This window comes from Pseudoclavibacter sp. VKM Ac-2888 (assembly GCF_015351285.1).
Lineage (GTDB): Bacteria > Actinomycetota > Actinomycetes > Actinomycetales > Microbacteriaceae > Pseudoclavibacter.
This window is the reverse complement of record NZ_JADKSM010000001.1, coordinates 2372831-2396914: the sequence shown is the minus strand read 5'-3', so window position 1 is coordinate 2396914 and position 24084 is coordinate 2372831. Positions and strand designations below refer to the sequence as shown.

Genomic DNA, 24084 nt, shown 5'->3' with positions numbered 1-24084 from the left:
CCGCCCCGCCCTTGCCGCCGCCCCCTCCCATCCCCAACCGCAAAGTTGTGGCCCGTTGCTGCTCCCAGTGCCGGGAACAGCAACGGGCCACAACGATCTGGGGCGCCGCGATGGCGTGAGCTACACGGTGCGCGGACTACACGGCCGCGGGGCCCGACTCGCCCGTGCGCACGCGGACGACGTGGCTGACATCCGTCACCCACACCTTCCCGTCGCCGACGTTGCCGGTGCGGGCCGCCTCGACCACGACGTCCAGAGCCTTCTCGAGCGTCTCGTCGGCGACCAGCACCTCGACACGCGTCTTGGCGCGGAACGAGACTTTCACGGCCTGCCCGCGGTAGAACTCGGTGAGGCCCTTCTGGTGGCCATGCCCCTCCACCTCGGTAATCGTGAGGCCCGTGAAGCCTGCGGCCTCCAGAGCATCCTTCACATCGTCGACCTTCGTCGGCTGGATCACTGCGGTCACGAGCTTCATCGGCGTGCGCTCCTCTTCTGTGCTGGCGTTGTCTGTGCGTTCTGGTCGTGGGGGTCGCGCGTCGACTGCGTGTTCTGATCGCGCGGGGTGAACTCGGACCTGCCGAGCACACCGGAGCGGCCTGTCTCCATCATGGTCAACGTGCCTCGAACTCGTAGGCGCTCTCGGCGTGGATGCCGCGGTCGAGACCAACTGACTCCACCTCGTCGGGCACCCGGATCGGCACGATCTTGTTCATGACCCACGCGATCAGGTACGTGACGACGAACGCGTAGACGCACGTGACGACGATGGCGACGAGCTCACGCCACAGGAGGCTCGGGTCTCCGCCGAAGAAGAGGCCCGCGATGCCAGCCGGTGCCGCGGCCGCGCCGAGGAACACCACGAACAGGGCCCCGACGATGCCGCCGATGCCGTGCACCGAGAACGCGTCGAGCGCGTCGTCGACCTTGGCACGGTTCTTCCAGCTGATGCAGAGCGCCACCACGGCACCCGTGATGAAGCCGAGGGCCAGCGCGCCGAGCGGGGTGACGGCGTCCGCTGCCGGGGTGATGCCGACGAGGCCCGAGATCATGCCCGTCGCCATGCCGAGCGTCGTGGCGTGCTTGTCGCGGATGCGCTCGATGAGCAGGTAGCCCAACGCGCCGGTCAGCGCGGACAGGGTCGTCGTGAGCACCACGTAGCCGGCGAGGAAGTTCGCGCCTGCGGCCGTTCCGCCGTTGAAGCCGATCCAGCCGAAGAAGAGGAGGCCGGCGCCGAGAAGGACGAGCGGCATGTTGTGCGGGCGGAGCTCCGTGTTCTTGCGGCGGCCGAGCACGAGGGCGAGGGCCACAGCCGAAGCGCCGGCGTTCATGTGCACCGCCGTGCCACCCGCGTAGTCGTGCAGGCCGAGGACGTTGCGCATCCACCCGCCGACCGTCTCGCCGTCGTCGCTCGTGAACGCGAAGACCCAGTGGGCGAGGGGTGCGTAGACGAGGATCGTCCACAGTGCGGCGAAGACCAGCCACGCCCAGTACTTCATGCGCCCAGCCGCACCGGATGCGACGATCGCGATGCTGATGGCGGCGAACAGGATGTAGAAGGCACCCCAGTAGGCGTCGACGGCGATGATGTCGCCCTCGGACGAGTCCGTCATGAACGACTCCATGCCGACGAACGCGAGCGGGTCACCGATGATTCCGGCGCCCCCCACCGAGTTTCCGAGCACCATCCCGTGCACGAACAGCACGTAGATGACGGCGACCACGGCCATCGAGCCGAAGACCATCATGGCCATGTTGAGCATGTTCTTGCTGTTGAGCATTCCTCCGTAGAAGAACGAGATTCCGGGGAACATCAGGAGGACGAGTCCGAATGCGGCGAGCATCCAGGCGAGATCGGCAGCGGGCATACATGGCTCCTTGTGTTGGGGTCATGGAGGGAGATGGCGTGCGGGATGCACGGGTGGAGCAGTCTGGGGAGGAGGCGGCTCGCGGGCGCGCCACGCTCGTGATGGGGCTTTGGGCCTCGGGTGCGCGGCGGCGGTCAGCGGACCACAGCCGCGGGAGTCAGTCGATGAGCCAGGTCGGGGAGGCCAGGAACCGGTCGGCGGTGAACAGTGCGGCGTCGATGACGCCACCGCCCTGCAGGTCCGGCGGGAGCGCCTCATCGCGGTGGGTCGTGCTCCAACCGAGCATCGTGAGCGTGCGCACCATGGAGAGGGCGCAGCCGAGCTCGAGCTGCGCATCCGTCAGTCGTCCCTCGGATCGATACCCATCGATCCAGTTGCGGGCCATGACGCGTGCCTCGGGCTTGTGCTCCTGGAAGGTGAGCGCCGACGCGAAGTCGTAGAGGAACCAGCTGAAACCGGAGTCGTCGAAGTCGATGACGATCAGCCGCTCGCCGTCCCGGATCACGTTCGTGGGGCGCAGGTCGGAGTGCACGAGCCCCCAGTCCTGCCAGCCAGCTGGCGCGGCCTGCACGAGGCTGAGGGCCGACATCTCGGCGCGCTCCAGCTGATCGAGCTGCGCCGGCGTCAGCGAGGCGCGGCGCCAGTCGCCCCACCTCGCGGTCGAGCCGAGGAGGTCGGGGAGACCCCACGTGAACCGGTCGAACCCCGCCGGTCGCCGCCAGCTGCGCGCGTGGTCGTGGAGGCGGGCCGTGATCTGCCCGAGCTCCGTGAACCACGGCGTCGCGTCCTCGACGTCCTGCAGGATCGAGCCGCGAACATGCTCGAAGTACACCGCCTTGAGGGCCATCCCGTCGGGCGACGGGATGCTCTGCGTCACCTGTCCGTCGGCGCCCGGGATGGGAGACGGGACCTCCGCGCATCCCGAGTCGCGGATCGCCTCGACCCACAGCATCTCCGAGCGGAGCTGGCCCTCACCCTCCTGGTAGCCGGGCTGCTGCAGGCGAACGACGCCGATCGGCTGGCCTGCCAGCTCGACGAGGTACGACGCGTTCTCGGAGACGGAGATGAGCTTCGTCGCGGCCTCGGGCGGGAGTCCGAAGGCTGCGAGCATCCCGTCGTGCAGCCAGGCGGGAGCCGATTCCCCCTTGACGAGGGCGTCGAAGACGCGCAGCCCCGAGACGGGTTGCTTGAGCGTTGCCTCGATCATGGTCGTCTCCTCGGGCTGGGGCGATTCGTGCAGCGGATGCACGGCTCGCGGCGGCTCTGGTGTGTGCCGGCTGAGTGCGGGGTGATCCATGTCTAGGTGCTGATTCGCTGAAGATGAGCGATGTACGGGCACTCGTTACACACGATTTACCAGGAGGAAACAGTGCGCTCGACTGGGCCGGACAGGATCGAAGCGCCGACCGGGCGAAGTGCGCCCGCGGGAGAGGACACGTCACGTGAGCAGATCGACGATCATGGACGGCAACAGCTACCGGGTGGGGGAGTCCTCAGCGGCGGCCGAGACCGAGGCCATGGTCGAGCGGCGAACACGGCTCCTCGGACCCTCCTACCGGCTCTTCTACTCGAACCCCGTCCACCTCGTTCGGGGCAGCGGCACGTACCTCTACGACAACGACGGCGTCGAGTACCTCGACATGTACAACAACGTCGCGAGCCTCGGCCACGCGCATCCGCGGGTCGTGGCGGCGATGGCGGCGCAGGCTGGCACCCTCAACACCCACACCCGCTACCTGCACGAGGCGATCCTCGACTACACGGAGGACCTGCTCTCGACGATGCCGGCGGAGATCGGCCAGGTCATGTACCAGTGCACGGGGTCGGAGGCGAACGACCTCGCCCTGCGCGTCGCCGCCGCGTACACCGGCGGCAGCGGCGTCATCGTCACGAGCGAGGCGTACCACGGCACCTCTGGACTGACCTCGGGCGTCTCCCCGGCGCTCGGCAGCGGGCAGACGCTCGGGCTCGAGGTGCGCACCGTGCCGGGGCCGGACACCTACAGAACCGCCCCCGAGCTCGTCGGCGAGAAGCTCGCCGCCGACATCCGCGCGGCCATCGCCGACCTCGCCAGGCACGGGGTGAAGTTCTCGGCCTTCCTCGCCGACTCCGTCTTCTCGTCCGATGGTGTCGCCGCCGACCCGAGCGGCTTCCTCAAACCGGCGTTCGACGCCGTGCACGAGGCCGGCGGCGTGTGGATCGCCGACGAGGTGCAGCCGGGCTTCGGTCGCCTCGGGCCGCGCATGTGGGGCTTCGCGAGGCATGACATCGTGCCCGACATCGTCACCATGGGGAAGCCCATGGGCAACGGCATCCCCGTCTCCGGCATGGCCGCGCGCCCCGAGGTGCTCGAGCCCTTCGCCACGAACATCCCGTACTTCAACACGTTCGGCGGGAACCCGGTCGCGATCTCCGCCGCGCAGGCGGTGCTCGATGTGCTGCGCGACGAAGGGCTGCCGGAGCGTGCGGCGAGCGTCGGCGACCAGCTGCGCGCCGCGATCCGCTCGGTCGGGGATGCGCGCATCGGCGACGTCCGCGGCGCCGGGCAGTTCACGGGCGTCGAGATCGTCTTCGACACATCCAGCAAGGAAGCCGACGGGGTGACGGCGCTCGCGCTCGTCAACGCGCTGCGCGAGCACCGCGTGCTCACCTCGACGGCAGGTCCCAGCAACAACGTGCTCAAGGTCCGGCCGCCCCTGTCGTTCCAGGAGCACGACATCGACCGGTTCACGGATGCGCTCTCCGCGGCGCTCGCGGACGTGCCGGTGCGCTGAGGCGAGGGCGCGCGGTCGCGGACTCGGACTGCGGTCGCCGCTGCCTGCCCCCGATCTGCCCTACCCCGGGCCGCCTGACCAACTTCAGTGCTCATCCAGGGCCTGGCCGGCTTTGAGGAGCGTGTTCAGCCGAATGAGCACTGAAGTTGGTCAGACGCGGCGGGCATCGCGGCCGGCGAGGCGAGTCAGCGGACGGCCCGCCCGGTAGAGTCCACGGCATGCGGGGGAGCGAGGGGTGAGCGGCGGTCTGGTCGCCGCGCTCATCGGCCTCGCCGTCATCGACTCGCTCAACCTGTCGACGATCGCGGTTGTCATCCTCATCCTGCTCACCGTTCAGCGACCCGTCCCGACGGGCTGGGTCTACGCGGCGGGCGCAGCGGTCGCCTTCTTCGGGCTGACGATGCTCGTGTACTTCGGGGCGAGCTTCGCCGGGACGCTCGTCGACGACCTCGCCACGTGGATGCGCCGCATCATCTTCCTCGGCTTCGGGATCCTGTTCGTCGTCTTCGGGGTGCGGCGCTTCCGAACTCACGAGCGCCGCGGCTACCCGCTGCTGCGCTGGGTGAATCCGGCCACCGCGTTTCCGCTCGGGGTCGTCGCGACGGTCGCGGATCTGCCGAACGCGTTCCCGATGTTCTTTGCCGTGGAGCGCCTCATCGACGCCGAGGTCTCCGCCCCGACGGCGGTTGCGGCGCTCGCGGCCTACACGGTGATCTACGCGGTGCCGACCGTGATCGCGCTTGTGCTCGGAGTCCTGTTCAAGGATCGCCCCCGGGAGCGCTTCCGCGAGGTCTACGCGCGTCTCACGACCGGGGAGGTGAAGACGAGCCGCAAGATGGCGACGCTGCACTTCGCGCTCGCGGCTGGCTGCTTCGCGGTCGCGCTGTTCTTCGTCTGAAACTCACGCGCGGTCGCTGACCCGGTACATAGCGAGGCGTAGCATCGAACGGAACCCCACTTCCGGGTTCGCGGCGCTTCGCGTCGCCCGATGACGCCGGGCTGTCCCTCCGCCCGGAGAGAGGCAGCGCCATGAAAGCACTGCAGTACCGCGCGATCGGCTCGCGCCCAGAACTCGTCGAGATCGACACCCCGACGCCTGCCGCCGGCGAGATCCTGCTCAAGGTGACGGCCGCTGGAGCCTGCCACTCGGACGAGTTCATCATGGGGGCCTCCGAGGAGGAGTACTACTTCAAGCCGCTCCCACTCACGCTCGGCCACGAGGTCGCGGGTGTCGTCGAGGCGATCGGCAGCGGCGTCCACGACGTCGAGATCGGCGAATCGGTCATCGTCTACGGGCCGTGGGGATGCGGCCGGTGCTACCACTGCGCAAGCGGAGCCGAGCAGAACTGCGAGAAGGGGATGCGCGCACCTGGCATCTTCAGCGACGGCGGCATGGCCGAGTACATGATCGTCGACGATGCCAGGCACCTGGTGCCGATCGGCGACCTCGACCCGGTCAAGAACGTGTCGCTCACCGACGCCGGCCTCACCCCGTACCGCGCCGTGAAGTCGGCGCTCCCGAAGCTCGTCCCCGGCTCGACTGCGGTGGTCATCGGGTCCGGCGGTCTCGGCCACGTCGCCATCCAGCTGCTCAAGGCGCTCTCCGGGGCGACGGTCGTCGTGCTCGATGTGGGCGAGCCGCAGCTCGAGCTGGCCCGCACCGTCGGCGCGGACCACACGTTCCTGTCGCACCCGGATGCCGTCCCCGCAGTCAAGGACCTCACCCGCGGCCTGGGCGCGACGGTGGTCTTCGACTTCGTCGGCATCCAGCCGACGGCTGACCTGTCCGCGAAGATGGTCGCGGCCGCCGGATCCGTCGTGGTCGTCGGCGTCGCGAGCGGCGCGGTGCCGATCGGTCAGACGACGGTGCCGCTCGACGTCACCGGCCGCGCCATCAACTGGGGCTCCAGGACGGAGCTCATGGAGGTCGTCGAGCTCGCGAAGCGCGGGGCCATCAACATCCACGTCGAGCAGTTCTCCCTCGACGAGGCAACCACCGCCTACGAGAAGCTGCACGCTGGCGAGATCCGCGGTCGCGCGGTCATCGTCCCGTAGTCCTCGTCTGACGGTCACCGGCCCGCCGGTCAGTCTGCCTGCCTGGCTGTCGCACCTCCCGGAGACCTGGGGTTTGCGCATGCTTGCTGAGCAACGAGCATGCGCAACCCCCAGGTCTGCGACTGGATGAGGAGTGCTGCAAGCAGGGTGAGGCTGGGGGTACCGTCAGTCAGTACGCGACGCCGAAGCGGGCGCGGCGGTGGGTGGGGGTGTTGATCTCGGCGACGATCGCCGTCGCGAAGTCGGCACCGGAGATGTTCGAGTCGCCGTTCGCGTCGGTGAGGAGCACGTCGCCGCCGATGCGGTACTCGCCGGTCGCCTCGCCCGGCGCCCAGGCGCCGAACGCGGCGGCAGGGCTCACGTAGAACCAGTCGAGCTCGGGGGCGGATGCGCGCAGGTCGTCGAGCACGCCCGCCATCTCGGAGGCCTCGGGCTTCACCGCATCCGGGAAGCCCTCCGTGTCGAAGAGCCTCGGGCCGCCCTCGGCGACGAACAGCGAGCCGGCGCCGCCGATGACACCGAAGCGCACCCCCTTCGAAGCCGCGAGCTCGGCGGCCTTCGCGAGGAGTCCCCGGGTGCGTCCCTCGAGTTCGCCGCGGGGTGCCAGTGCAGAGACGACGACCTCCGCGCCGTCGATCGCGTGCTCCAGCGTGCCGTCCTCGAGCACGCTGCCGTTGACGTAGGAGACGCCCTCGATCGGCTCCGCGGGACGCGAACGGCTGAACGAGGTGACCTCGTGGCCAGCGGCGGCTGCCGCCCGGACGAGGTGGCTGCCGGCGTATCCGGTCCCGCCGAGGATGGTGATCTTGGCCATGATGGTCCTTTCGTCGCGGCGGCCGTTTCAGCCGCCGAAGGTCACCGTAGGAGACCGACTGCGGGGAGGGGAAGAAGGCACTTTGCGGGGAGTCGGTTACCGCGAAGTGCCTTTTGCGCACCTCTTGAGTCTCCGCTGGTGACTGGGTAACCTGTGGATACTTCGAGGAAGGGTGGACCATGTCCGAGCCGCTGTGGGACCCGTACGTCCGTGACTGCCCGTCGCGGCGACTGCTTGATCGGATCGGCGATCGCTGGACGGTGCTGGTCGTCGGCACGCTGCACGACGGGCCGAAGCGATTCTCGGAGATCCAGGCGGCCGTCGATGGCGTCTCGCAGAAGATGCTCACCCAGACGCTCCGCGGCCTCGAACGCGATGGCCTCGTCACGCGCACCGTCTTCCCGCAGGTGCCGCCCCGTGTCGACTACGAGCTGACGGAGGTCGGCCGCAGCCTGCTCGGTCCGCTCCGCATCCTCACCGACTGGGCTGCCGAGCACATGTCCGACGTCGGGGATGCCCAGCTCCGGTACGACGAGAGCAGGGCGGCATGAGCGAATCACGCGTCGATCGCATCGCGGTGACCGGCAGCACGGGCGCTGTCGGCGGACGCGTCGCCAGGCAGCTCGCGGATGCGGGAGCCCCGCAGCTCCTCCTCGCGCGCACGCCGGCGAAGGCGCCCCAGCTGCCCGGCTGCGTCGTCGCGCCCTTCAGCTACGCGGATCGTGCCGCATCGACGGCCGCCCTGCGCGGCGTGCGCACGCTCTTCATGGTGTCGGCGTCCGAGAGCGAGACACGGCTCGACGAGCATCGCGCGTTCATCGACGCGGCGGCAGACGCCGGGGTCGAGCACGTCGTCTACACGTCGTTCTTCGGGGCATCGCCGGACTCGACGTTCACGCTGGCGCGAGACCACTTCGCTACGGAGGAGCACCTCAAGGCGTCTGGGATGGCGTGGACGTTCCTGCGCGACAATTTCTACATGGACGTCATGCCCATGTTCGTCGGCGACGACGGCGTGCTGCGCGGCCCCGCGGGAGACGGACGTGTGTCGATCGTGAGCCGCGCCGACGTCGCCGCGGTCGCATCGAGCGTGCTGCTCGCGCCGGATGCGCACCAGGGTGCGTCGTACGACCTGACGGGACCTGAGGCCCTCAGTGCGGCCGAGATCGCGGACGCGATCGCGCTCGCCAGCGGCACCGCCGTCACGTTCCACGACGAGACGCTCGAGGAGGCATACGAGTCGCGGGCGAAGTGGGGCGCGCCGCCTTGGCAGAACGATGCCTGGGTGAGCACGTATACGGCGATCGCGAGCGGTGAGCTGTCGAGGGTCTCGGTCGACGTCGAACGGGTCACGGGCAGGGCCCCCGTCTCGTTCGCCGAGTACCTTGCGAGAGCGTAGCCGAGGGCACCGATCGCCGAACCCCCGAGTGCGCTGATCGTCGGGCGCGTGATCACGGACGAGCTCGCGGGATCATCCGCGACGAGGTTCGCGTCGGGCACAGAACTCCGGTCGGCGGCTGACCAACATCAGTGCAGATTCGGCCCGCTGGGCCAAGTTGCGCTCGATTTCGGGCGGTTTTGCACTGATGCTGGTCAGGGAGGCGGCGCCGCGGGGGTGGCAGGAGCGGTCTGGGGTTCGGTTTCCGGCTCGGTCTCCGTCCTCGGCTCCGCTCGTCGGCGATCCGGGCACCGGGGTCGCGCTGGCTGCGCGGCGTGTCAGCTCTTCGTGAGGTCCTGGGCGAGCATCACGATGATGCCGCTCGGCCCGCGCAGGTAGGTGAGCCTGTACACGTCCTGGTAGTTCGCGACACCGCGAAGCGGAAGGCAGCCGTGCCTGGCGGCGATCGCGAGCGAGGCGTCGAGGTCGTCGACGGAGAACGCCACGCGGTGCATGCCGATCTCGTTGGGCAGCGTCGGCTCGGTCTCGATGGCCTCTGGGTTGAGGTACTCGAAGAGCTCGAGTTGTCCGTGTCCGTCCGGTGTCTGCAGCACGGCGATCTTCGCGTGGTTCCCGTCGAGGCCGACGGCCGTGGACGCCCACTCGCCGCTCACCTCGTCGCGGCCGAGCACGGTCAGGCCGAGGTCGGTGAAGAAGGCGATGGTCGCTTCGAGGTCACGGACGGCGATGCCGACATTCTCGAGTCTGATGGGCATGGTCGGCATGCTACTCAGCTTTGCCGAGCGGATGCGGGGCCTGCGCTACCGGTTCACTCGCCCGACCCGACCGCCGATTGGCCAGGTCGTCCGCCGCTCGGTCGAGGGGTCGCCCCAGAGCTCGGCGAGGTCACGGCCGACGGCTTCGAGGAGATGCTCCTGGCCGGCCTCGCGGGCGGCGCGGACGGCCGACCAGGTCGAGAAGTAGCCGAGCAGCGCATCCAGCGTGAGGTTCTTCTCGATGCTGGGGGCGCGGAACTCGAGCTCCTCGAACGGGAAGGGGAGGTCGCGGTACTCGCGTTCGACGAGGCGCCGTGTCGGCGGCCAGTAGGCGTCGAGGTCGTCGGCGTAGAAGCGCTGGGCGCGTTCGTCGATCGCCGGATCGTCGATGTGGAGGATGCCATAGCAGAGGAGTGCGAGGATGCCGCCGTCGGCGCTCACTCGGGTGACCTCGTCGTAGAACTTGGGCAGGTCGAACCAGTGCGCGGCCTGGGCGACGCTGACCAGGCTGGCGGAGCCGTCGTGGATGCTGCTCGGCAGCGATTCGGCGGGCGCCTGCACGTACTCGACGCGCGGATGCGGCGCGGCGTTGGCGATCTGCTCCTCGCTCGGGTCGAGGCCGATGACCTCCTCGAAGACGTCGCCGAGGGTGGTCGTGAACTGGCCGTTCCCGCAGCCCACGTCGAGGGCGAGGTCCGCGTTCGGCGTGAGCTCGGCCAGCTCAACGGCCAGCGACGAGGGGTAGCTCGGGCGGAAGTCGGCGTAGGCCCGCCCGCCCTCGGTGAACCAGTTGCGCGCAGCTCGAGTCATGCGCTGATGCTAGGTGCGGGGGCTGAGCGCTCGGCGGCGGTTCCGGCTGGAGTCAGGCGTCAGGTGTGGGGCGCCAGCTCGGCGATGGAGCAGGTCGGCAGGGCGACCCAGCCTTCCACCTTCGCTGCGTCGAGCAGGTCTGGTGCGACGGGCAGCGTCTTGCCGAGCGCGTGGGCGCGCGCGTTGAGGGATGCGGCGAGGGCATCGAGGGCGTCGTCGGAGCGGCCGAGGAGCAGGCGCTGCTCGTCGGTCGTCTCGAGCCAGGGGAGCGCATCCAGCAGTGCCGCCGCCGCCAGGACGCGCGCCTCCGGCTTGGTCTTGTACCCGGGAGTGAGCAGCCCCCAGGCGCGCAGGGCCGCGGCGGGGTAGACCTCGGCGAAGCGTCCGCGGCCGGAGCGGTCGACCTCCTCGCCGGTCGATTCGAACGCCTCGAGCAGCTCGGCGCAGTGGATGGCCGTCATGCCGAGCCGGTCCGTGGATACGCTCAGCGGCCACCGCCCCGTGCGCTCGCGCACGACCCGGTCCGTGTTTCGGTAGGCGAGACGCCGACGCAGGTCGATGCCGGAGTGCGTGCGCGCCCCCGTCGCCCGTCCTGCGTGCGCCGTCACGAACTCGACGAACTCGATGGGCCAGCCGAACGCGCAGTCGATGCCGATGCTCGTCGCATCCACCGACAGGTCGACGATGTCCGCGTCGTGGATGCCGAGCCGCAGCTCGGCCACGCGGGCCGTATCCGCTCCCCACTCGATGGCGGCGAGCGCCGTCCGGGTGGGCTCGGCGGCCAGGTCAACGCCAACGGTTCTCATGCCGCCAACGCTAGCGGGCGAGCCGCCTGGCTAGGCTGACGTGGTCGAGCCGCGTTCCGCTGCCCGGGTCAGGGAGGGTGCTCGTGCGTGTGGGCTCGTTGGGTGCGGCGCAGGACGCATCCGCTCATCGCTCGCTGGTGATCGCAGTGCTGTCGCTGCTCGGGGCGACCCTCTTCTGGGCGAGCAACTACATCGTCGGCGAGGCAGTGCTCAAGACCATGGACCCGCTCAGCCTCGTGCTGTGGCGTTGGACGCTCGCCGCCGTGCCGCTGCTCGCGATCGCGCACTTCGTGGAGCGTCCCGAATGGCGTGAGGTGCTGCGAGCCTGGCCGTGGCTGCTCGCCCTCAGCTGCACGGGGCTCGTCGGCTACAACCTGACGCTCTACGCCGCCCTGCAGTACAGCGATGCCTTCAGCGCATCCCTCATCAACGCGTTCAACCCGGCGGTGATCGCGGTTGCCGCCGCGGTCTTCCTGAACCAGCGCCTCACCAGCACCGGCGTCTGGGGTGTCGTGATCGCCCTCGTCGGCGTGTTCGTCGTTGTGAGCGGCGGCGACGTCGGTGCGTTCCTGGAGGCGGGGTTCGGGATCGGGCAGCTGCTCATGTTCGGCGCCGTCGGCATCTGGACGGCCTACACGATCATCGGCCGCCGATCGCCGCCGCTGCCCCCGATCACCTCGACGTCGATCCAGGCGGTTATCACCGTGCTCCTCGTCGCGCCGGTCACCCTCGCGACGGGCGGCCCGCAGCTCCCGGTCTCAGCGGAAGCGCTCACGTCGCTGCTGCTCATCGCAGTGTTCCCGTCGGTGCTGTCCTACCTGCTCTGGAACCGCGCGCTCGCCGTCATCCCGGCGGCCAGAGCAGGGGTGTTCCTGAACCTGATCACCGTGTTCACGGTCGCGTTCACCCTGCTGGCAGGACAGCCGTTCACGATCGGGCAGCTTGTGGGCGGGGCGATCGTCATCGTCGGCGTGGTCGTCGCGAACGCGCAGGCGTTCCGGCGGGCGGCTTGAATCCGCCTGTGTCGCAACGAACCGGGTAGCTGACGAGCGCGGGCGTCTTCAGCGCTGCGAGGTCGAGTTCTCGGAGCTCGATCGCGGTGCGACTGCGACGTCGGAGCCCTCCTGCCGCGGTGCCCCGCGGCCGACCAGCCAGCTCGCGACGGCGGCGACGGCGACGAGGGCCAGCACGGCGATGAGCGCGGACCTCAGCCCGAAGTCCTCGCCGAGGAAGCCGAGTGCTGGCGGCCCGACGAGGAACGCGATGTAGCCGAGCGTCGCGGCGAACGCGACGCGCGCATCGGGCCGGTCGCCCGAGGCGCCAGCGGCCGAGAGGGCCACGGGGAAGCCGAGTGCCGTGCCGAGGCCCCACAGGATCGCGGCGCAGGCGGCGACCGCCTGGCTGTCGACGAAGATGATGAGCGCGAGCCCTGCCGCGCCGATCAGCGCGCTCGCGCATAGCACCGCGGGCCGGCCGAAGCGGTCGACGAACGAGCCGCCCACGAACCGTCCGACGGTCATCGACAGGGCGAAGACCGCGAAGATGCCGGAGCCCCAGGCCGCGTCGAAGCCGTGTCCGTCGACCATGACCAGAGGGAGCCAGTCGTTGGCGCTGCCCTCGGCCATGGCGAGCGCCAGCACGATGACGCCGATCAGCAGCAGCGTCTTATCGCGCCAGAGCGGGTTGCCGGCTGGCGCATCTGCCTTGACGATGCTCGCCTCGAGCGCCGCCCTGCCGGTAGCCGGGGGAAGGAGGCGGATGGAGACGATGAGCCCCACCACGACGACCACGGCGGCGATGCTGAGGTGAGCCAGGATGGGGAAGGACGTGGCGGTTGCGACGATGCCGCCGACCGCGCCGATGGTGGTGCCGAGGCTGAAGAAGCCGTGCATGGCGGGCAGCGCCGACTTGCCGAGCTGCCGCTCCACGTCGGCCCCCTCGATGTTGAGCGCCACCTCGGCGCCGCCCATGCCGAGGCCGAAGAGGGCGAGCCCGAGGGCCACGACGATGCCGGAGGCCAGCGCCGCACCCGCCCCGATCGTCAGCGCGCTCGCCGCGACGAGGGTCATGCCGACGGCGATGACCGGGCGCGCGCCGAACCTGCTGACGAGCCGGCCCGAGCTGAGGATGCCGACCATCGACCCGACCGACAGGCCGAAGAGGATCAGCCCCATCTCCGCGGTCGACGCGCCGAGCGCATCCCGGACGTCGGGGGTGCGGGTCACCCAGGATGCGATCGTGATGCCCGGCAGGAAGAAGAGCACGAACAGCGCGAAGCGGCGGCGCTGGGGGGAAGCGGGCAATTGAGGTCCGTTTCAGATGAGGGGGTGTCCCTATGGTCTTGTCAAGCGGCAGGAGCCATAGGTGGCTGGTAGATGGTGCCGTTTCGGAGTATTGCGCAGAGAACGTCGCAGCGTCGTCTCGCGAGAGTTCACGAGTGCTTGGTTGTGGCGTTTGCCTTGCCCTCGTTTCCGGTCGTAGTACGACCTTGAAACTGGGTCTCTGAAAGTGGCGCGGATGCGGTCTTGTAGATTTCAGCAAGCGCTCGAAACTGATTGGTTGTGACGGTGACTGGACCGAGATCGCAGGCCATGGGTCGCTCCCGCTTCGACCAGACGGCTCGGGTCTATGGGGCGAGTGATGTCAGCTGCTGACCTCCAGCGCCAGAGCCTGGATGCCTGAGCCGCTGCCGGAACCGGTCAGTGACCGCCGTCCTGCTATCAGTCAATGGAACCGCGTTCGCCGAGCGCGACTGCGGCTTGAAAGATCTCCACGACTACGTCGGGGCCGTCGAAGGCCTGGCTCGGGTTTACGTCTTCCCCCTCGCTGGCCGCGTGGATGATGAACGTCTCGCTGATGAGCCGGTTGCCGACGACTCCCGTCTTGCGAGAGACGACGTTTCCCGTCACCTCGATCTTGCCGATTGCCCGGAGAACCACTTCACCTCGCAGTACGTTGGCCTCACGAGATAGCCGCCCTTGGAGGTCTCGAAATCGGCCGCGTCGTGCAGGCGGTACGAGATCGTGGTCATACGCTTCGGGCGGTCTAGACGGACGGTCATCAGCTTGCTCCTCGGCGTCGCGCTCGGCTCGTTCCCACAAGCATGGCCCGGCAGCTGCTCCCCCGCAAACGATCGTTTATGGGGGAGAGGTTGAGTCGGACGCCGTCAACGTTGTGAATCACAGCCGTAGATGTCGCCGTGATCACGGCGATGTATGTCCTGTCTCATGCGTGAATCAATTCGCCTCGTGGCGGCGCATTGACGCCGATCTCTGTCATCGACCTTGGGGAGTGGTGGTCGTTCCCGCCGTCACCGATTGATCCTTCGATCTACTCGGTGGTCGTTCTGTCGCGACGGAATAGGCGCCAGACCCTTGCGCCGACGAGCAGGAAGATGGCGATGATAACGATGGGCACGACGAGCCATTCCCATCCCCCCGACCACCCGATGCCGAAGCCCTGATCATTCGAGAACGCGTTGACGGGCACGAAGACGAAGGTTGCCTCCGCCTTCATCGGTGCAGCGCTATCCACCACTGCCAGCATGCCCCCGGCGAACGAGAGGAACACGACCCAGTACGTGCCGAGCGCTGCCGCGGCAGTCAACGTGCCGATTGACCAGAGCGGCCGCATCCATCCTCCCTCGCCATAGCGTGCTGCAAGTGTTCGCGGGGCACCCAGGTCGGCAATTACCGCTTGCACCGGCCGCCCATCCGTGTCGATCTCGTCGCGCAGCGTTCTCAGAATGCGCCTACGCTCGGAGGCAGAGACGACTCCCTCAAGGTGCCAGTCCAGACGAAGCAAGTACATGGATGCGCGCATGGAGGTCGAATGTTTGGCTTGAGTGAAGTGTGACATGCTCATTCCCTTTCGAGTTCGATGGCTTCGGACACGGCCGTAGCAGTTTGCTCCCACTGTTGTCGGGCGACCGCGAGTGCAATTGCGCCTGCAGCCGTCAGCGCGAAGTACTTACGAGGCGGGCCACTCGGCGACGACCTGGAGAACGTCGTGACGAGAGAGTCCCGTTCGAGCCGGTTCAGGACGGGGTATACCAGCCCCGTACTGACTTCGAGGTCGAGCGCCGTCAAGCGCTCGACCAACTCATACCCGTAGGACTCCTCCTGCTGAATGAGTTGCAGAACTAGCAACGGGAGCACTGCGCGCGTCAGTTGCGCATCCTGTCGAGCTTGTATGCGAGACACACTAGTAGTGAAGCATGAATAGCGAGAGTCTGGCAAGCTGATTCTCGAATGCGGCCACACCGTGCAGGAAATTGCCGACACGTTCGGGGTGTCCCGGCCCACGATCTATCGGCACTTGGCCGAGCACGTCGAGCGGGCCTGACAAGGGATCATGGCGCACCTCAGCGACCGGCAGAAAGCCGAGCTCGTGCGCCAACACCAGGACGGCGTGCCGTGGACGCGTTTTGCGGAGCACTCCGGCGTTGCGGTGCGGACTCTGCGACGCTGGGCCCCGCAGTGTCTGGAGGCCACTCGACCCGGCGCCGGAACGGGCACCGCCAAGCGGCCGCAGAGGCTCGCCTGCCTCGACTATCTGCGCGAGGGTGACACCCTCGTCGTGCGCCGTCTCGACCGCATCGCGGGTAGCGAGACGATGGCCATTCAGGCCATCAGTGAGCTGCACGCTCGCGGCATCAACATCAAGAGTCTCACTGAGCCCAACATCGACACGACCACGCCGATGGGGCGCGCATTGTTCGGCATCGTCGCCGTTTTCGCGCAGCTCCGCGTGGACACGATTCGGGAGAACACACAGCGCGGGCTCGCGCACGCGCGAGCCCAGGGCCGCGTCGGCGGCCGCCCGTCCGTGATGACGCCCGAGCGCGCAGAGCAGGCGCTGAACATGCGCGCCCAAGGGCACAGCATCCAGCGCATCGCGACCGTGCTCGGCGTCGGCAGCTCGTCCGTTTCGCGTGCGCTCGGTCGCGCCGCCGAAGACGCCAAGCTCGACGGCACGCAGCTCTCCGCGTAAGCGGCCTGCCCGCTTCTTCCCCGTCCTCCCAATACCTGCTGCCCCTCGATGGGAGAGGCCGCGGCCCAGGGTGCGGCTTGCCGCATCGCATGCGACGCGGAACGCTCTTGACGAGGGCCCCTCGCGTGACAGAATCTGCGCATTGGGGGAGAAGGCGTGGCTTCGAGCGTATCGTCCGGCTGGCCGATGCGGCGCGCCAGAAGAGGGCCGCCATGCACGCATGGCGGCCCTCTCGGGACGAACGGCCGTGGTCGACGGCCGGTGCCTACGCGCCGGTTGCGGGCAGCGCCTCGAGCGTCGCGCCGTTCGAGGCGATGAGCTCCCGATACCAGTGGAAGCTGTCCTTCCGCACGCGGTCGCCGCTGCCGGCGCCCTCGTCGTCGAGGTCGACGTAGATGACCCCGTACCGCTTCGTCATCTGCGACGTGGAGGCGCTGACGATGTCGAGTCCGCCCCACGACGTGTAGCCGAGCAGGTCGACGCCGTCCTCGATGGCCTCCCGAACCTGTTGCAGGTGCTGGCGGAAGTAGTCGATCCGGTACTCGTCGTGCACGGCCCGGTCGTCGCCGGACCCTTCGAGCACATCCGTCGCCCCGAGCCCGTTCTCGACGATGAACAGTGGCACCTGGTAGCGGTCCCACAGGTCGTTGAGCACATACCGCAGGCCCTCCGGGTCGAGGTGCCAGCCCCATTCGGTGGTCTGCAGGTGGGGGTTCTTGATCGTCGAGAACAGGTTGCCGCCCGTTGCGCCGTACTGCTCGGGGCTCACGGAGGAGACGAGGCTCATGTAGTAGCTGAACGAGATGAAGTCGACCGTGTTGGCGGCGAGGAGCGCCTCGTCGCCCGGCTCCATGGCGACGTGGATGCCCGTGTCGCGCCAGAAGCGCCGCACGGTTCCCGAGTACCGGCCGCGCACCTGCACGTCGGTGTGGAACAGGTTCATGTTGTTGTCCCACTGGGCCCGCACGATGTCGGCGGGCGCCGAGGTGGCCGGGTAGTGGGCCATGCGGGCGAGCATGCAGCCGACCTGCGCATCCGGGGCGATCTCGCGGGCGGCCTTCGTGGCGATGGCGCTCGCGACGAACTGGTGGTGCAGCGCCTGGTAGCCGACCTGGCGTGGGTCGACGCCCTCCTCGGGTTCGCGCTCGATGATGCCGCCGCCCGTGTACGGCTCGATGAGGGTCGTGTTGATCTCGTTGAACGTGAGCCAGTAGCGCACGAGTCCCCGGTACCGCGTGAGGATGGTCCTCGCGTACGTCTCGAAGAGGCCGACGACGGCGCGGTTCGACCATCCGCCGTACTCGGTGACGAGGTGCAGGGGCATCTCGTAGTGCGACATCGTGACGACCGGTTCGATGCCGCGCTCGCGGAGGCGCGTGAAGAGACGCTCGTAGAAGAGGAGGCCTTCCTCGTTGGGCTGGGCGTCGTCGCCGTTGGGGAAGATGCGCGACCAGGCGATCGACATGCGCAGTGACTTCAGGCCGAGCTCCGCGAAGAGCTCGACGTCGCCCTCCCAGCGGTTGTAGAAGTCGCTTGCCGAGCGCTTGGGGTAGCCGGCAGCGCCCGGGGTGGCGATGGCTTCGGCGATCTGCGCATCCGTCGCCTTCATGAGGGAGGTGATGTCGACGTAGTCGCCGGTCTTGCGGAAGGGGATGACGTCGGCCTGCGAGAGGCCCTTGCCGTCTTGGTCGAAGCCACCCTCGACCTGGTTCGCGGCGAACGCGGTGCCCCAGAGGAATCCGTCGGGGAAGGCGCCGGAGGCTCCGTGCGGGCTCGGGTCGGTTGCGGTGCGCTGCTCCGTGGTGCGGGTCATGCGGTTGCCTCCTTGTGGCTGGCCTCGGCGTCGATGGTGGAGAGGACGTGCATGAGCGCGTCGCCGTTCCCGCGCGTGCCGGGGGTGCCCGGCACGATCGAGCGCAGGCCGAGGTTGGTGATGACGATGACCGTCACGGTGTCGTTGGTGGCGCTGACGGCGTCGAGGTCGACGTCGATGAGCGGGTCGCCGATGGTGACGCGGTCGCCTTCCGCGACGTGCGCCTCGAAGCCGCGGCCCTGCAGGGAGACCGTGTCGATGCCGATGTGGATGAGCACTTCGGTGCCCTGGTCGCTGCGGATGGCGACGGCGTGCTTGGTCGGGAAGACGGTGACGACTTCTCCCGTGACGGGCGACGTGACGTGACCGCTGGTCGGGCGGATGGCGGCGCCGTCGCCGACGAGACGCTGCGAGAACGTCTTGTCTGGCACGTCGTCGAGGGGGATGAGCTCGCCTGCCATGGGGGAGGCGATGAGCTCGCCGCTCGAGGGCGCGAGGGGTGCATCCGTCGTCGAGGCGGCGCTGGCTGCGGTGGCTGCGGCCGCCGGCTTCTCGTTCGCCGCGACGGTCTGGGAGGCCTTGGCGAGGATTGACTCGTCGATGCCGAGGATGGCGGAGACGACGGTCGAGACGATGAACGCGAGGACGATGCCGAGGATCGCCCACCCGAAGGTGGCTCCGACGAGGCCCGGCAGGCCGGGGAGGCCGCCGTTGCCGGCGAGCACGTAGGCCTGCACGCCGAAGCCGAGCGAGATGGCGCCGCCGACGCCGGCTCCCGCCATGGAGGCGATGAGGGGGCGGCGCAGCGGGAGTGCGAGGCCGTAGAGGGCTGGCTCGGTGACGCCCATGAGGGCCGTGAAGGTCGTCGAGAGGGAGAGTGCCTTGATCTGCGCGTTCTTGGCGCGGAGGAAGACGCCGAAGACGGCACCGGCGGTCGCGAACGTCTGCACGTAGGTGAGGGGCAGGAACTTGTCGTAGCCGAGAGTCGCGAGGTTCTGCAGGATGAAGGGGACGAGCGCGTAGTGCATCCCGGTCATGATGATGAGCGGGAGCAGCGCGCCGATCACGAAGCCGGCGGGTGCGCCGCCGTTGTCGAGCGCCCAGTTGATGCCGCCCGCGACGCCGTTGCCGACGAAGGTGCCCAGCGGGCCGAGGGCGACGAGCGTGATCGGGACGACCGTGACGAGCGTGAGCATTGGCACGAAGGTCAGCTTCAGGAACGACGGGATGATCTTCGTGAAGAGGCGCTCAGCCCACGACATGAGGTAGACGCCCAGGAGCACCGGGATGACGGAGTACGCGTAGGAGACCGACGTGACCGTGACCCCGAGGAGCGCGACCGGCTCGCCGGCGCTGAGCATGGTCGTGAGCGCCGGGTAGACGAGCACCGCGCCGAGGGATGCCGCGACGTAGGGGTTCGCGTTGAGCTTCCGCGCTGCCGACACGGCGACGACGATCGGCAGGAAGAAGAAGACCGCGTCGGCGATGGCCGAGAAGATGAGGAACGTCTGCGAGCTCGGGTCGACCCAGCCGAACGCGTTGATGAGGGCGAGCACACCCTTGAGGAGGCCCGCGCCGGCGATGGCCGGGAGGATGGGTGCGAACACGCCGGAGATGAAGTCGAAGAAGCGGGTGTGCAGCTTCTGCTTGCCGCCCTTGGTACCGGCGGATGCATCCGCTGCCCCTTCCTCGGAGCTCGCGAGCCGCGGCAGCTCGGCGACGATCGCCGTGTGCACCAGCGGCACGTCGTTGCCGATGATGACCTGGTACTGCGAGCCCGCGTCGTTGACGCCGACGACGGGCCCGATCGCGGTGAGCGCGGCCTGGTCTGCCTTCGTGTTGTCCTTCAGGCCGAAGCGCAGGCGGGTGACGCAGTGGTAGAGCGAGGAGATGTTCTCTTCGCCGCCGACCGCGGCGATGATCGCTGCGGCGTCTTTCTCATACTTCATGGGGTGTCTCCTGGTTGGGGAGAATCCCGGCTTCACGCGGTTGCCCTCACGCTGCGGTGGATTCTTGGGGTGTTGAAAACTGTGGGGTGGATGCGGCGGTGCCGTGTCAGAGGAAGTTCGCGATGTGCAGGCCGAGGTAGACCTTCTCGGAGGCGCTCATCGCGTGCCCGTGGCTGCGCTTCACGAACGCATCCACCTTGTCGACGCTCGAGAACGCTGCCGGCTTCTGCTCGGTGAGGATGCGCAGCAGCTCGGCGTCGTCGCGTTGCACGGTCTCGCCGAGGAGCACACGCTGCGCGAAGAAGCGCACGTGGGTGACGAAGCGGAGGTACGACGAGTTGGCGTCGTCGTAGTGCAGGCCGAAGTGGAGGCGCACGATGTCGAGGATCGAGTGGGTGAGCTCCATGAGGCGGGCCGCGCTGTCGGCGGCGCCGCCGACCTGGGCGTTGATGACGTGGAGGGCGATGCTCGTCGCCTCCTCCTCGGGGAGGTTGACGTCGAGGCGCGAGTTGAGCTCGGCGACGGCGCTCTTCGCGAAGGCGTACTCGCTCGGGTAGTAGCGGCGTACCTCGACGGCGAGCGGCACGGTGAAGTCGCCGCCGTCGCGGGCGCGCTGCACGGCGAACACGAAGTGGTCGGCGAGGCTCGCGTACAGGCTGTCGCTGATCTTCGCGCTCAACTCGGCGCGCGCGCGGGCGACGAGGTCGGCGGTGGCGGTGAGGATCTCGGCCGGGATCGAGTCGACGATGGAGGCGAAATGCCGGCTGGCCGCGTCGTCCTCGAGCCGGAAGACCTTCTCGACGAGCGACTGGTCGACGCGCTCGCCCGGTTTCGAGCGGAAGCCGAGTCCCTTGCCGAAGACGATGACCTCCTGCAGGGAGTCGTCCAACGCGTCAACAACGTTGTTGTTGAGTACCCGCCGAATGATCATCTTGCTCTCCTAGGAACACGCTTGCTGAAATCGTCGTCGAAACAGCTGCGGTGTTGCCTGCGGAAGCAGTGACAAGCCGCTGTCACTGTAACCACATCCTCGAGACATGGCAAGCGGGAGGGCTACGGGGTCGTCTCGCCCGGGTAGACAACGCCAACCGCGGCCCGGGCCTGGTCGAGCACTTCCAAGATCTCGATGGATGCCTGCCAGGGCATCACGGGAGACTGCGTGGCCCCGCCTGCGAGGAGACGCGCGAACTCGGCGGCCTCGAACTGGAAGCCGCCTGGCACCGTCGCGTCCCACTCGCTGACGGTGGCGCCGCCGACGCCATCGGTCGACTCGTCCGTGGCCTCCTCGGACCCGTCGCGGTCGAACTCGCTCACGCGGAGCATTCCCGGAACGAAGAACTCCCCGGGCAGTTCGACGATGCCGCGCTCGAACACGAACTCCGCGCTCGACGCGGCTCGTCCCTCGAAACTGCAGCGGGCCGTGCCGACGGCGCTCGCGGTGCGCATGATGACGGATGCGGAACCGTCGACGGCGTACCCGGGAAGCAGGTTGCCTGCCGCGGCGACCTCGATGGGCGAGCCCATGAGGTCGTGGACCGCGGCGACCGAGTAGACGCCGATGTCGAGCAGCGCGCCACCGCCCTGCTCGACGTCCACGATGCGCGGGACGGGGGCCTCCATGATCCCGGCGAAGTTCGCGTGGGCGGTGACGAGGCGGCCGAGCGTTCCGTTGGCGGCAATCTGCCTTGTCACCGTGAACTGGGGGAGGAACCGCGTCCACATGCCGTCGACGACGAGTACTCCACGCTGTTCGGCAGCGGCGAAGACCTCGCGGGCCTCGCGGGCATTGAGCGTGAACGGCTTCTCGACGAGCACCGGCTTGCCTGCGCGGATGCACGCGAGCGCGAGCTCGTGGTGTGTCGAGTTGATGGTTGCCAGGTAGATCGCGTCGACGCTCGGATCCGCGATGAGCTCGCCGTAGGAACCGTACGCACGCTCGACGCCCAGCTCCTGGGCGAAGGCTTCGGCGCGCGACAGTTCGCGCGCCCCGACCGCCGCAATCGCCGACCGGGTGTGACGCGGCACCTCGTGCGCGAATCTGCGCGCGATGTGGCCGGCGCCGAGGATTCCCCAGCGCAACGGGGGAGCATCCGCCGGGTCGAGCAGCTCGACACCCTCCGCGAGGCGAGCGATGGGGGCGGGGAGTTCGGCGACGAACGCGGGGGTGGTGGGGCCGGTCATCATCCGAGTCTGGCATCGGGCGAGGGAGTGAGTCGAGGGGCGCGTCGTCTCGTGAGCCCCGGCGCAGCTCGCGGCGTCCGCCTACTCCAGGCCCAGGTCGATCACGACCTTGCCGCGGGCGCGGCGCTCCTCGAGGTTCGCGACGGCCTCGGCCGCTTCGCGGAGGGGGACGACCGCGGTGACCGAGGCGCGCAGCTCGCCGCGCTCGACGGCGGGCGAGAGCCGCGCCCACTGCTCGGGGAGTGACACGAGGCACTCGGGCATGAGCCCTTCCCAAGCCGCGCCGACGACGGAGATGTTGCCAAGCAACAGCCGGTTGGTCTTGACAGTCGGGATGCTGCCGCCGGTGAAGCCGAGCACGACGAGGCGCCCGCGCTTCGCGAGGCACCGCAGGGAGTCGGTGAAGCGGTCGCCGCCGACGGGGTCGAGGACGACGTCGACACCGCGGTGGTCGGTGAGCTGGCGGACCTCGGCGAGGAAGTCAGCCGCGAACACCGTGTGGTCAGCGCCGACCGCGCGTGCGAGCGCAGCCTTCTCCTCGGTCGAGACGACGGCGATGACGGTGGCACCGATGAGCTTCGCCTGCTGGATGAGGGCGACGCCGAGCCCGCCAGCGGCCCCCTGGATGAGGACGGTCTCGCCCGGCCGCACCTTCCCGCGGTCGCGGAGGGCGAAGTCGGCGCTCAGGAGGTTGATGGGCAGCGCCGCGGCATCCACGAAGCTGATCGATTCGGTTAGCGGCAGCACCCGGTCGGCCGGTGCGACGACGTACTCGGCGAAGGCGCCATGGCTGGCGACGCCGAAGACCCGGTCGCCTGCCGCGAACCCGGAGTCTTCGTCGGCCTCGGCGACAACTCCCGCGAACTCGCTGCCGAGCACAAACGGAGTCGGGATGCGGTGCTGGTACTCGCTGCGCGACTGCAGCACGTCGGGGAACGCGACGCCGGCCGCCCGCACCTCGACGAGCACGTGACCGGGAGCTCGGTGCGGGACCGGCACCTCGCGGAGCTGCAAGCTCCGTGGGCCGCCATCCGTCGAGTTCACGACCGCCCGCATCGAGGTGCCTCGGTCACGTGGTGCGTCGTGCGTGGGCTGGTCTGGCTGAGCTTCCGGCATGCGTTTCACGCTAGCCGCTGCCCCCCTGTGTTCGGCGATCATGGCTGCGCGGCCCGCCCACCCGTGGAAACCCAGGACCCGAGCGGTCGATCTGGGAGGTCCTCGAAGGTCTCCTCGGTTCCGGTGATCACGAATCCACGTGCTTGGTAGTTCGCCAGGGCGAGCGGGCCGTCGAGGGTGCAGGTGTGCACCCAGACCCGTGAGACGGGTGCGAGCTGGGCGCGCTCCGGCAGCGTCCACGCGGCGAGGACGCCGCGCTCGAGCAATCGTCCCCCGAGTCCGCGACCCTGGGCCGCCTCGTCGAGGCCGAAGTACCGGATCTCCACCTCGGTTCCCTTGCCGGACGGCTTCGGCTGAAGGTGCACGTACCCGAGCGGATTGCCGTCGCCGTAGAGGATCCAGAACTCGGTCCCTGGCTCCGCGAGCTCATCCACCCACTGGCGCCTCGTCCAGTCGAGCCGCTCTGTCCAGAACCATGGCCCGCCGACGAGTCCGTAGAGGAACCGTGCGTACTCCGGCGAGATCGAACCCGCACGGTCGAGGCGGACGTCGTCGGGAAACGCCCGAGGCTCGTCTCGGGGCTGCTCGAGCATCTCCAGGGTCGTGGTGGTGACCTTCATCGGGACTCCTTGCGCGGGGCGAGCTGGCTTGGTGCTCGGGTGAGCGCGAACACCTCGTGTCGCGGGCCACGCTATTGGCGTCGGGGGAGTTCGCCAAGTGCGCGGTCGAGAGCGATGGCGAAGGCGCGGTCGCGC

At 68.8% G+C, this 24084-nt stretch carries 25 protein-coding genes and 1 pseudogene; 8 read left to right on the top strand and 18 right to left on the bottom strand.

The genetic code is table 11. From position 1 onward, the window contains the following. Positions 1–136 precede the first annotated feature (136 nt). The 3 genes from ITJ61_RS11300 to ITJ61_RS11290 all read right to left on the bottom strand — a co-directional run bounded on the left by ITJ61_RS11300 (position 137) and on the right by ITJ61_RS11290 (position 3072). On the bottom strand, positions 137–475 hold the full coding sequence (locus tag ITJ61_RS11300; RefSeq protein ID WP_104244561.1) for a P-II family nitrogen regulator: 339 nt from the start codon (positions 473–475) through the stop codon (positions 137–139). A 136-nt stretch (positions 476–611) separates the two neighbouring features. After that, the gene (locus ITJ61_RS11295) at positions 612–1865 is read right to left on the bottom strand and encodes an ammonium transporter (protein WP_104301531.1); all 1254 of its coding nucleotides are present in this window, start codon (positions 1863–1865) and stop codon (positions 612–614) included. A gap of 157 nt (positions 1866–2022) precedes the next feature. Next, on the bottom strand, positions 2023–3072 hold the full coding sequence (locus ITJ61_RS11290; protein ID WP_181063039.1) for a phosphotransferase enzyme family protein: 1050 nt from the start codon (positions 3070–3072) through the stop codon (positions 2023–2025). A gap of 235 nt (positions 3073–3307) precedes the next feature. Between ITJ61_RS11290 and ITJ61_RS11285 the strand changes: the two genes are divergently transcribed. The 3 genes from ITJ61_RS11285 to ITJ61_RS11275 all read left to right on the top strand — a co-directional run bounded on the left by ITJ61_RS11285 (position 3308) and on the right by ITJ61_RS11275 (position 6694). Next, on the top strand, positions 3308–4639 hold the full coding sequence (locus ITJ61_RS11285; protein ID WP_323744343.1) for an aspartate aminotransferase family protein: 1332 nt from the start codon (positions 3308–3310) through the stop codon (positions 4637–4639). Between the two features lie 235 nt (positions 4640–4874). Next, positions 4875–5537 carry a GAP family protein gene (locus tag ITJ61_RS11280; protein WP_194686219.1) on the top strand — a complete coding sequence of 221 codons (663 nt, stop codon included), beginning with the start codon at positions 4875–4877 and terminating at the stop codon, positions 5535–5537. A 131-nt stretch (positions 5538–5668) separates the two neighbouring features. Next, positions 5669–6694: an NAD(P)-dependent alcohol dehydrogenase gene (locus ITJ61_RS11275; RefSeq protein ID WP_194686218.1), complete on the top strand. Its 1026-nt coding sequence runs from the start codon at positions 5669–5671 to the stop codon at positions 6692–6694. Between the two features lie 169 nt (positions 6695–6863). On the opposite strand, the gene ITJ61_RS11270 is transcribed toward ITJ61_RS11275, so the two are convergent. Next, a complete protein-coding gene (locus ITJ61_RS11270; protein ID WP_104244571.1) occupies positions 6864–7508 on the bottom strand; it encodes an NAD(P)-dependent oxidoreductase in 645 nt (214 codons plus the stop codon). A 179-nt stretch (positions 7509–7687) separates the two neighbouring features. Between ITJ61_RS11270 and ITJ61_RS11265 the strand changes: the two genes are divergently transcribed. Further along, positions 7688–8059 carry a winged helix-turn-helix transcriptional regulator gene (locus ITJ61_RS11265; RefSeq protein ID WP_104244573.1) on the top strand — a complete coding sequence of 124 codons (372 nt, stop codon included), beginning with the start codon at positions 7688–7690 and terminating at the stop codon, positions 8057–8059. Next, a complete protein-coding gene (locus ITJ61_RS11260) occupies positions 8056–8907 on the top strand; it encodes an SDR family oxidoreductase (RefSeq protein WP_194686217.1) in 852 nt (283 codons plus the stop codon). Before ITJ61_RS11265 ends, ITJ61_RS11260 begins: the two co-directional genes overlap by 4 nt. A gap of 317 nt (positions 8908–9224) precedes the next feature. Here ITJ61_RS11260 and ITJ61_RS11255 read toward each other — a convergent pair whose 3' ends face one another. The 3 genes from ITJ61_RS11255 to ITJ61_RS11245 are packed head-to-tail and all read right to left on the bottom strand — an operon-like array spanning position 9225 to position 11278. After that, positions 9225–9662, bottom strand: a complete 438-nt coding sequence (locus ITJ61_RS11255; protein WP_194686216.1) for a VOC family protein — start codon at positions 9660–9662, stop codon at positions 9225–9227. Positions 9663–9707: 45 nt separating this feature from the next. Further along, on the bottom strand, positions 9708–10472 hold the full coding sequence (locus ITJ61_RS11250; RefSeq protein ID WP_194686215.1) for a class I SAM-dependent methyltransferase: 765 nt from the start codon (positions 10470–10472) through the stop codon (positions 9708–9710). A 59-nt stretch (positions 10473–10531) separates the two neighbouring features. Further along, positions 10532–11278 carry a DUF429 domain-containing protein gene (locus ITJ61_RS11245; RefSeq protein ID WP_194686214.1) on the bottom strand — a complete coding sequence of 249 codons (747 nt, stop codon included), beginning with the start codon at positions 11276–11278 and terminating at the stop codon, positions 10532–10534. A 137-nt stretch (positions 11279–11415) separates the two neighbouring features. Here ITJ61_RS11245 and ITJ61_RS11240 point away from each other — a divergent pair, with 137 nt between their 5' ends. Continuing rightward, positions 11416–12291 (top strand): DMT family transporter, encoded by an 876-nt coding sequence (locus tag ITJ61_RS11240; RefSeq protein WP_194686213.1) that lies wholly within the window; start codon positions 11416–11418, stop codon positions 12289–12291. Positions 12292–12339: 48 nt separating this feature from the next. Here ITJ61_RS11240 and ITJ61_RS11235 read toward each other — a convergent pair whose 3' ends face one another. The 5 genes and pseudogenes from ITJ61_RS11235 to ITJ61_RS11215 form a co-directional block, all read right to left on the bottom strand. Further along, complete coding sequence (locus ITJ61_RS11235; protein WP_194686212.1) at positions 12340–13581, bottom strand: MFS transporter; 1242 nt, start codon at positions 13579–13581, stop codon at positions 12340–12342. Between the two features lie 41 nt (positions 13582–13622). Further along, positions 13623–13791 (bottom strand): annotated as a pseudogene (locus tag ITJ61_RS11230) (IS110 family transposase); the annotation flags it as partial. A 207-nt stretch (positions 13792–13998) separates the two neighbouring features. Beyond that, positions 13999–14217 (bottom strand): hypothetical protein, encoded by a 219-nt coding sequence (locus ITJ61_RS11225; RefSeq protein WP_194686211.1) that lies wholly within the window; start codon positions 14215–14217, stop codon positions 13999–14001. A gap of 391 nt (positions 14218–14608) precedes the next feature. Next, on the bottom strand, positions 14609–15136 hold the full coding sequence (locus ITJ61_RS11220; protein ID WP_194686210.1) for a hypothetical protein: 528 nt from the start codon (positions 15134–15136) through the stop codon (positions 14609–14611). Between the two features lie 2 nt (positions 15137–15138). Continuing rightward, on the bottom strand, positions 15139–15435 hold the full coding sequence (locus ITJ61_RS11215; protein WP_323744387.1) for a PadR family transcriptional regulator: 297 nt from the start codon (positions 15433–15435) through the stop codon (positions 15139–15141). Between the two features lie 82 nt (positions 15436–15517). Here ITJ61_RS11215 and ITJ61_RS11210 point away from each other — a divergent pair, with 82 nt between their 5' ends. Together ITJ61_RS11210 and ITJ61_RS11205 are read left to right on the top strand one after the other, a co-directional pair. Then, a complete protein-coding gene (locus tag ITJ61_RS11210; RefSeq protein WP_228497005.1) occupies positions 15518–15622 on the top strand; it encodes a helix-turn-helix domain-containing protein in 105 nt (34 codons plus the stop codon). Between the two features lie 9 nt (positions 15623–15631). After that, positions 15632–16270: a recombinase family protein gene (locus ITJ61_RS11205; RefSeq protein WP_194686208.1), complete on the top strand. Its 639-nt coding sequence runs from the start codon at positions 15632–15634 to the stop codon at positions 16268–16270. A gap of 265 nt (positions 16271–16535) precedes the next feature. Here ITJ61_RS11205 and ITJ61_RS11200 read toward each other — a convergent pair whose 3' ends face one another. The 6 genes from ITJ61_RS11200 to ITJ61_RS11175 form a co-directional block, all read right to left on the bottom strand. Beyond that, positions 16536–18083 (bottom strand): glycoside hydrolase family 1 protein, encoded by a 1548-nt coding sequence (locus tag ITJ61_RS11200; protein WP_194686207.1) that lies wholly within the window; start codon positions 18081–18083, stop codon positions 16536–16538. Beyond that, positions 18080–20032, bottom strand: a complete 1953-nt coding sequence (locus ITJ61_RS11195; protein WP_194686206.1) for a beta-glucoside-specific PTS transporter subunit IIABC — start codon at positions 20030–20032, stop codon at positions 18080–18082. The genes ITJ61_RS11200 and ITJ61_RS11195 overlap by 4 nt, the downstream gene beginning before the upstream one ends. Positions 20033–20138: 106 nt before the next feature. Further along, the gene (locus ITJ61_RS11190; RefSeq protein WP_194686205.1) at positions 20139–20963 is read right to left on the bottom strand and encodes a PRD domain-containing protein; all 825 of its coding nucleotides are present in this window, start codon (positions 20961–20963) and stop codon (positions 20139–20141) included. Positions 20964–21085: 122 nt separating this feature from the next. Continuing rightward, a complete protein-coding gene (locus ITJ61_RS11185; RefSeq protein ID WP_194686204.1) occupies positions 21086–22213 on the bottom strand; it encodes a Gfo/Idh/MocA family protein in 1128 nt (375 codons plus the stop codon). Between the two features lie 81 nt (positions 22214–22294). After that, the gene (locus ITJ61_RS11180) at positions 22295–23329 is read right to left on the bottom strand and encodes an NADPH:quinone oxidoreductase family protein (RefSeq protein WP_228496652.1); all 1035 of its coding nucleotides are present in this window, start codon (positions 23327–23329) and stop codon (positions 22295–22297) included. A 38-nt stretch (positions 23330–23367) separates the two neighbouring features. Beyond that, positions 23368–23949: a GNAT family N-acetyltransferase gene (locus ITJ61_RS11175; protein ID WP_194686203.1), complete on the bottom strand. Its 582-nt coding sequence runs from the start codon at positions 23947–23949 to the stop codon at positions 23368–23370. Positions 23950–24084: the final 135 nt, after the last annotated feature.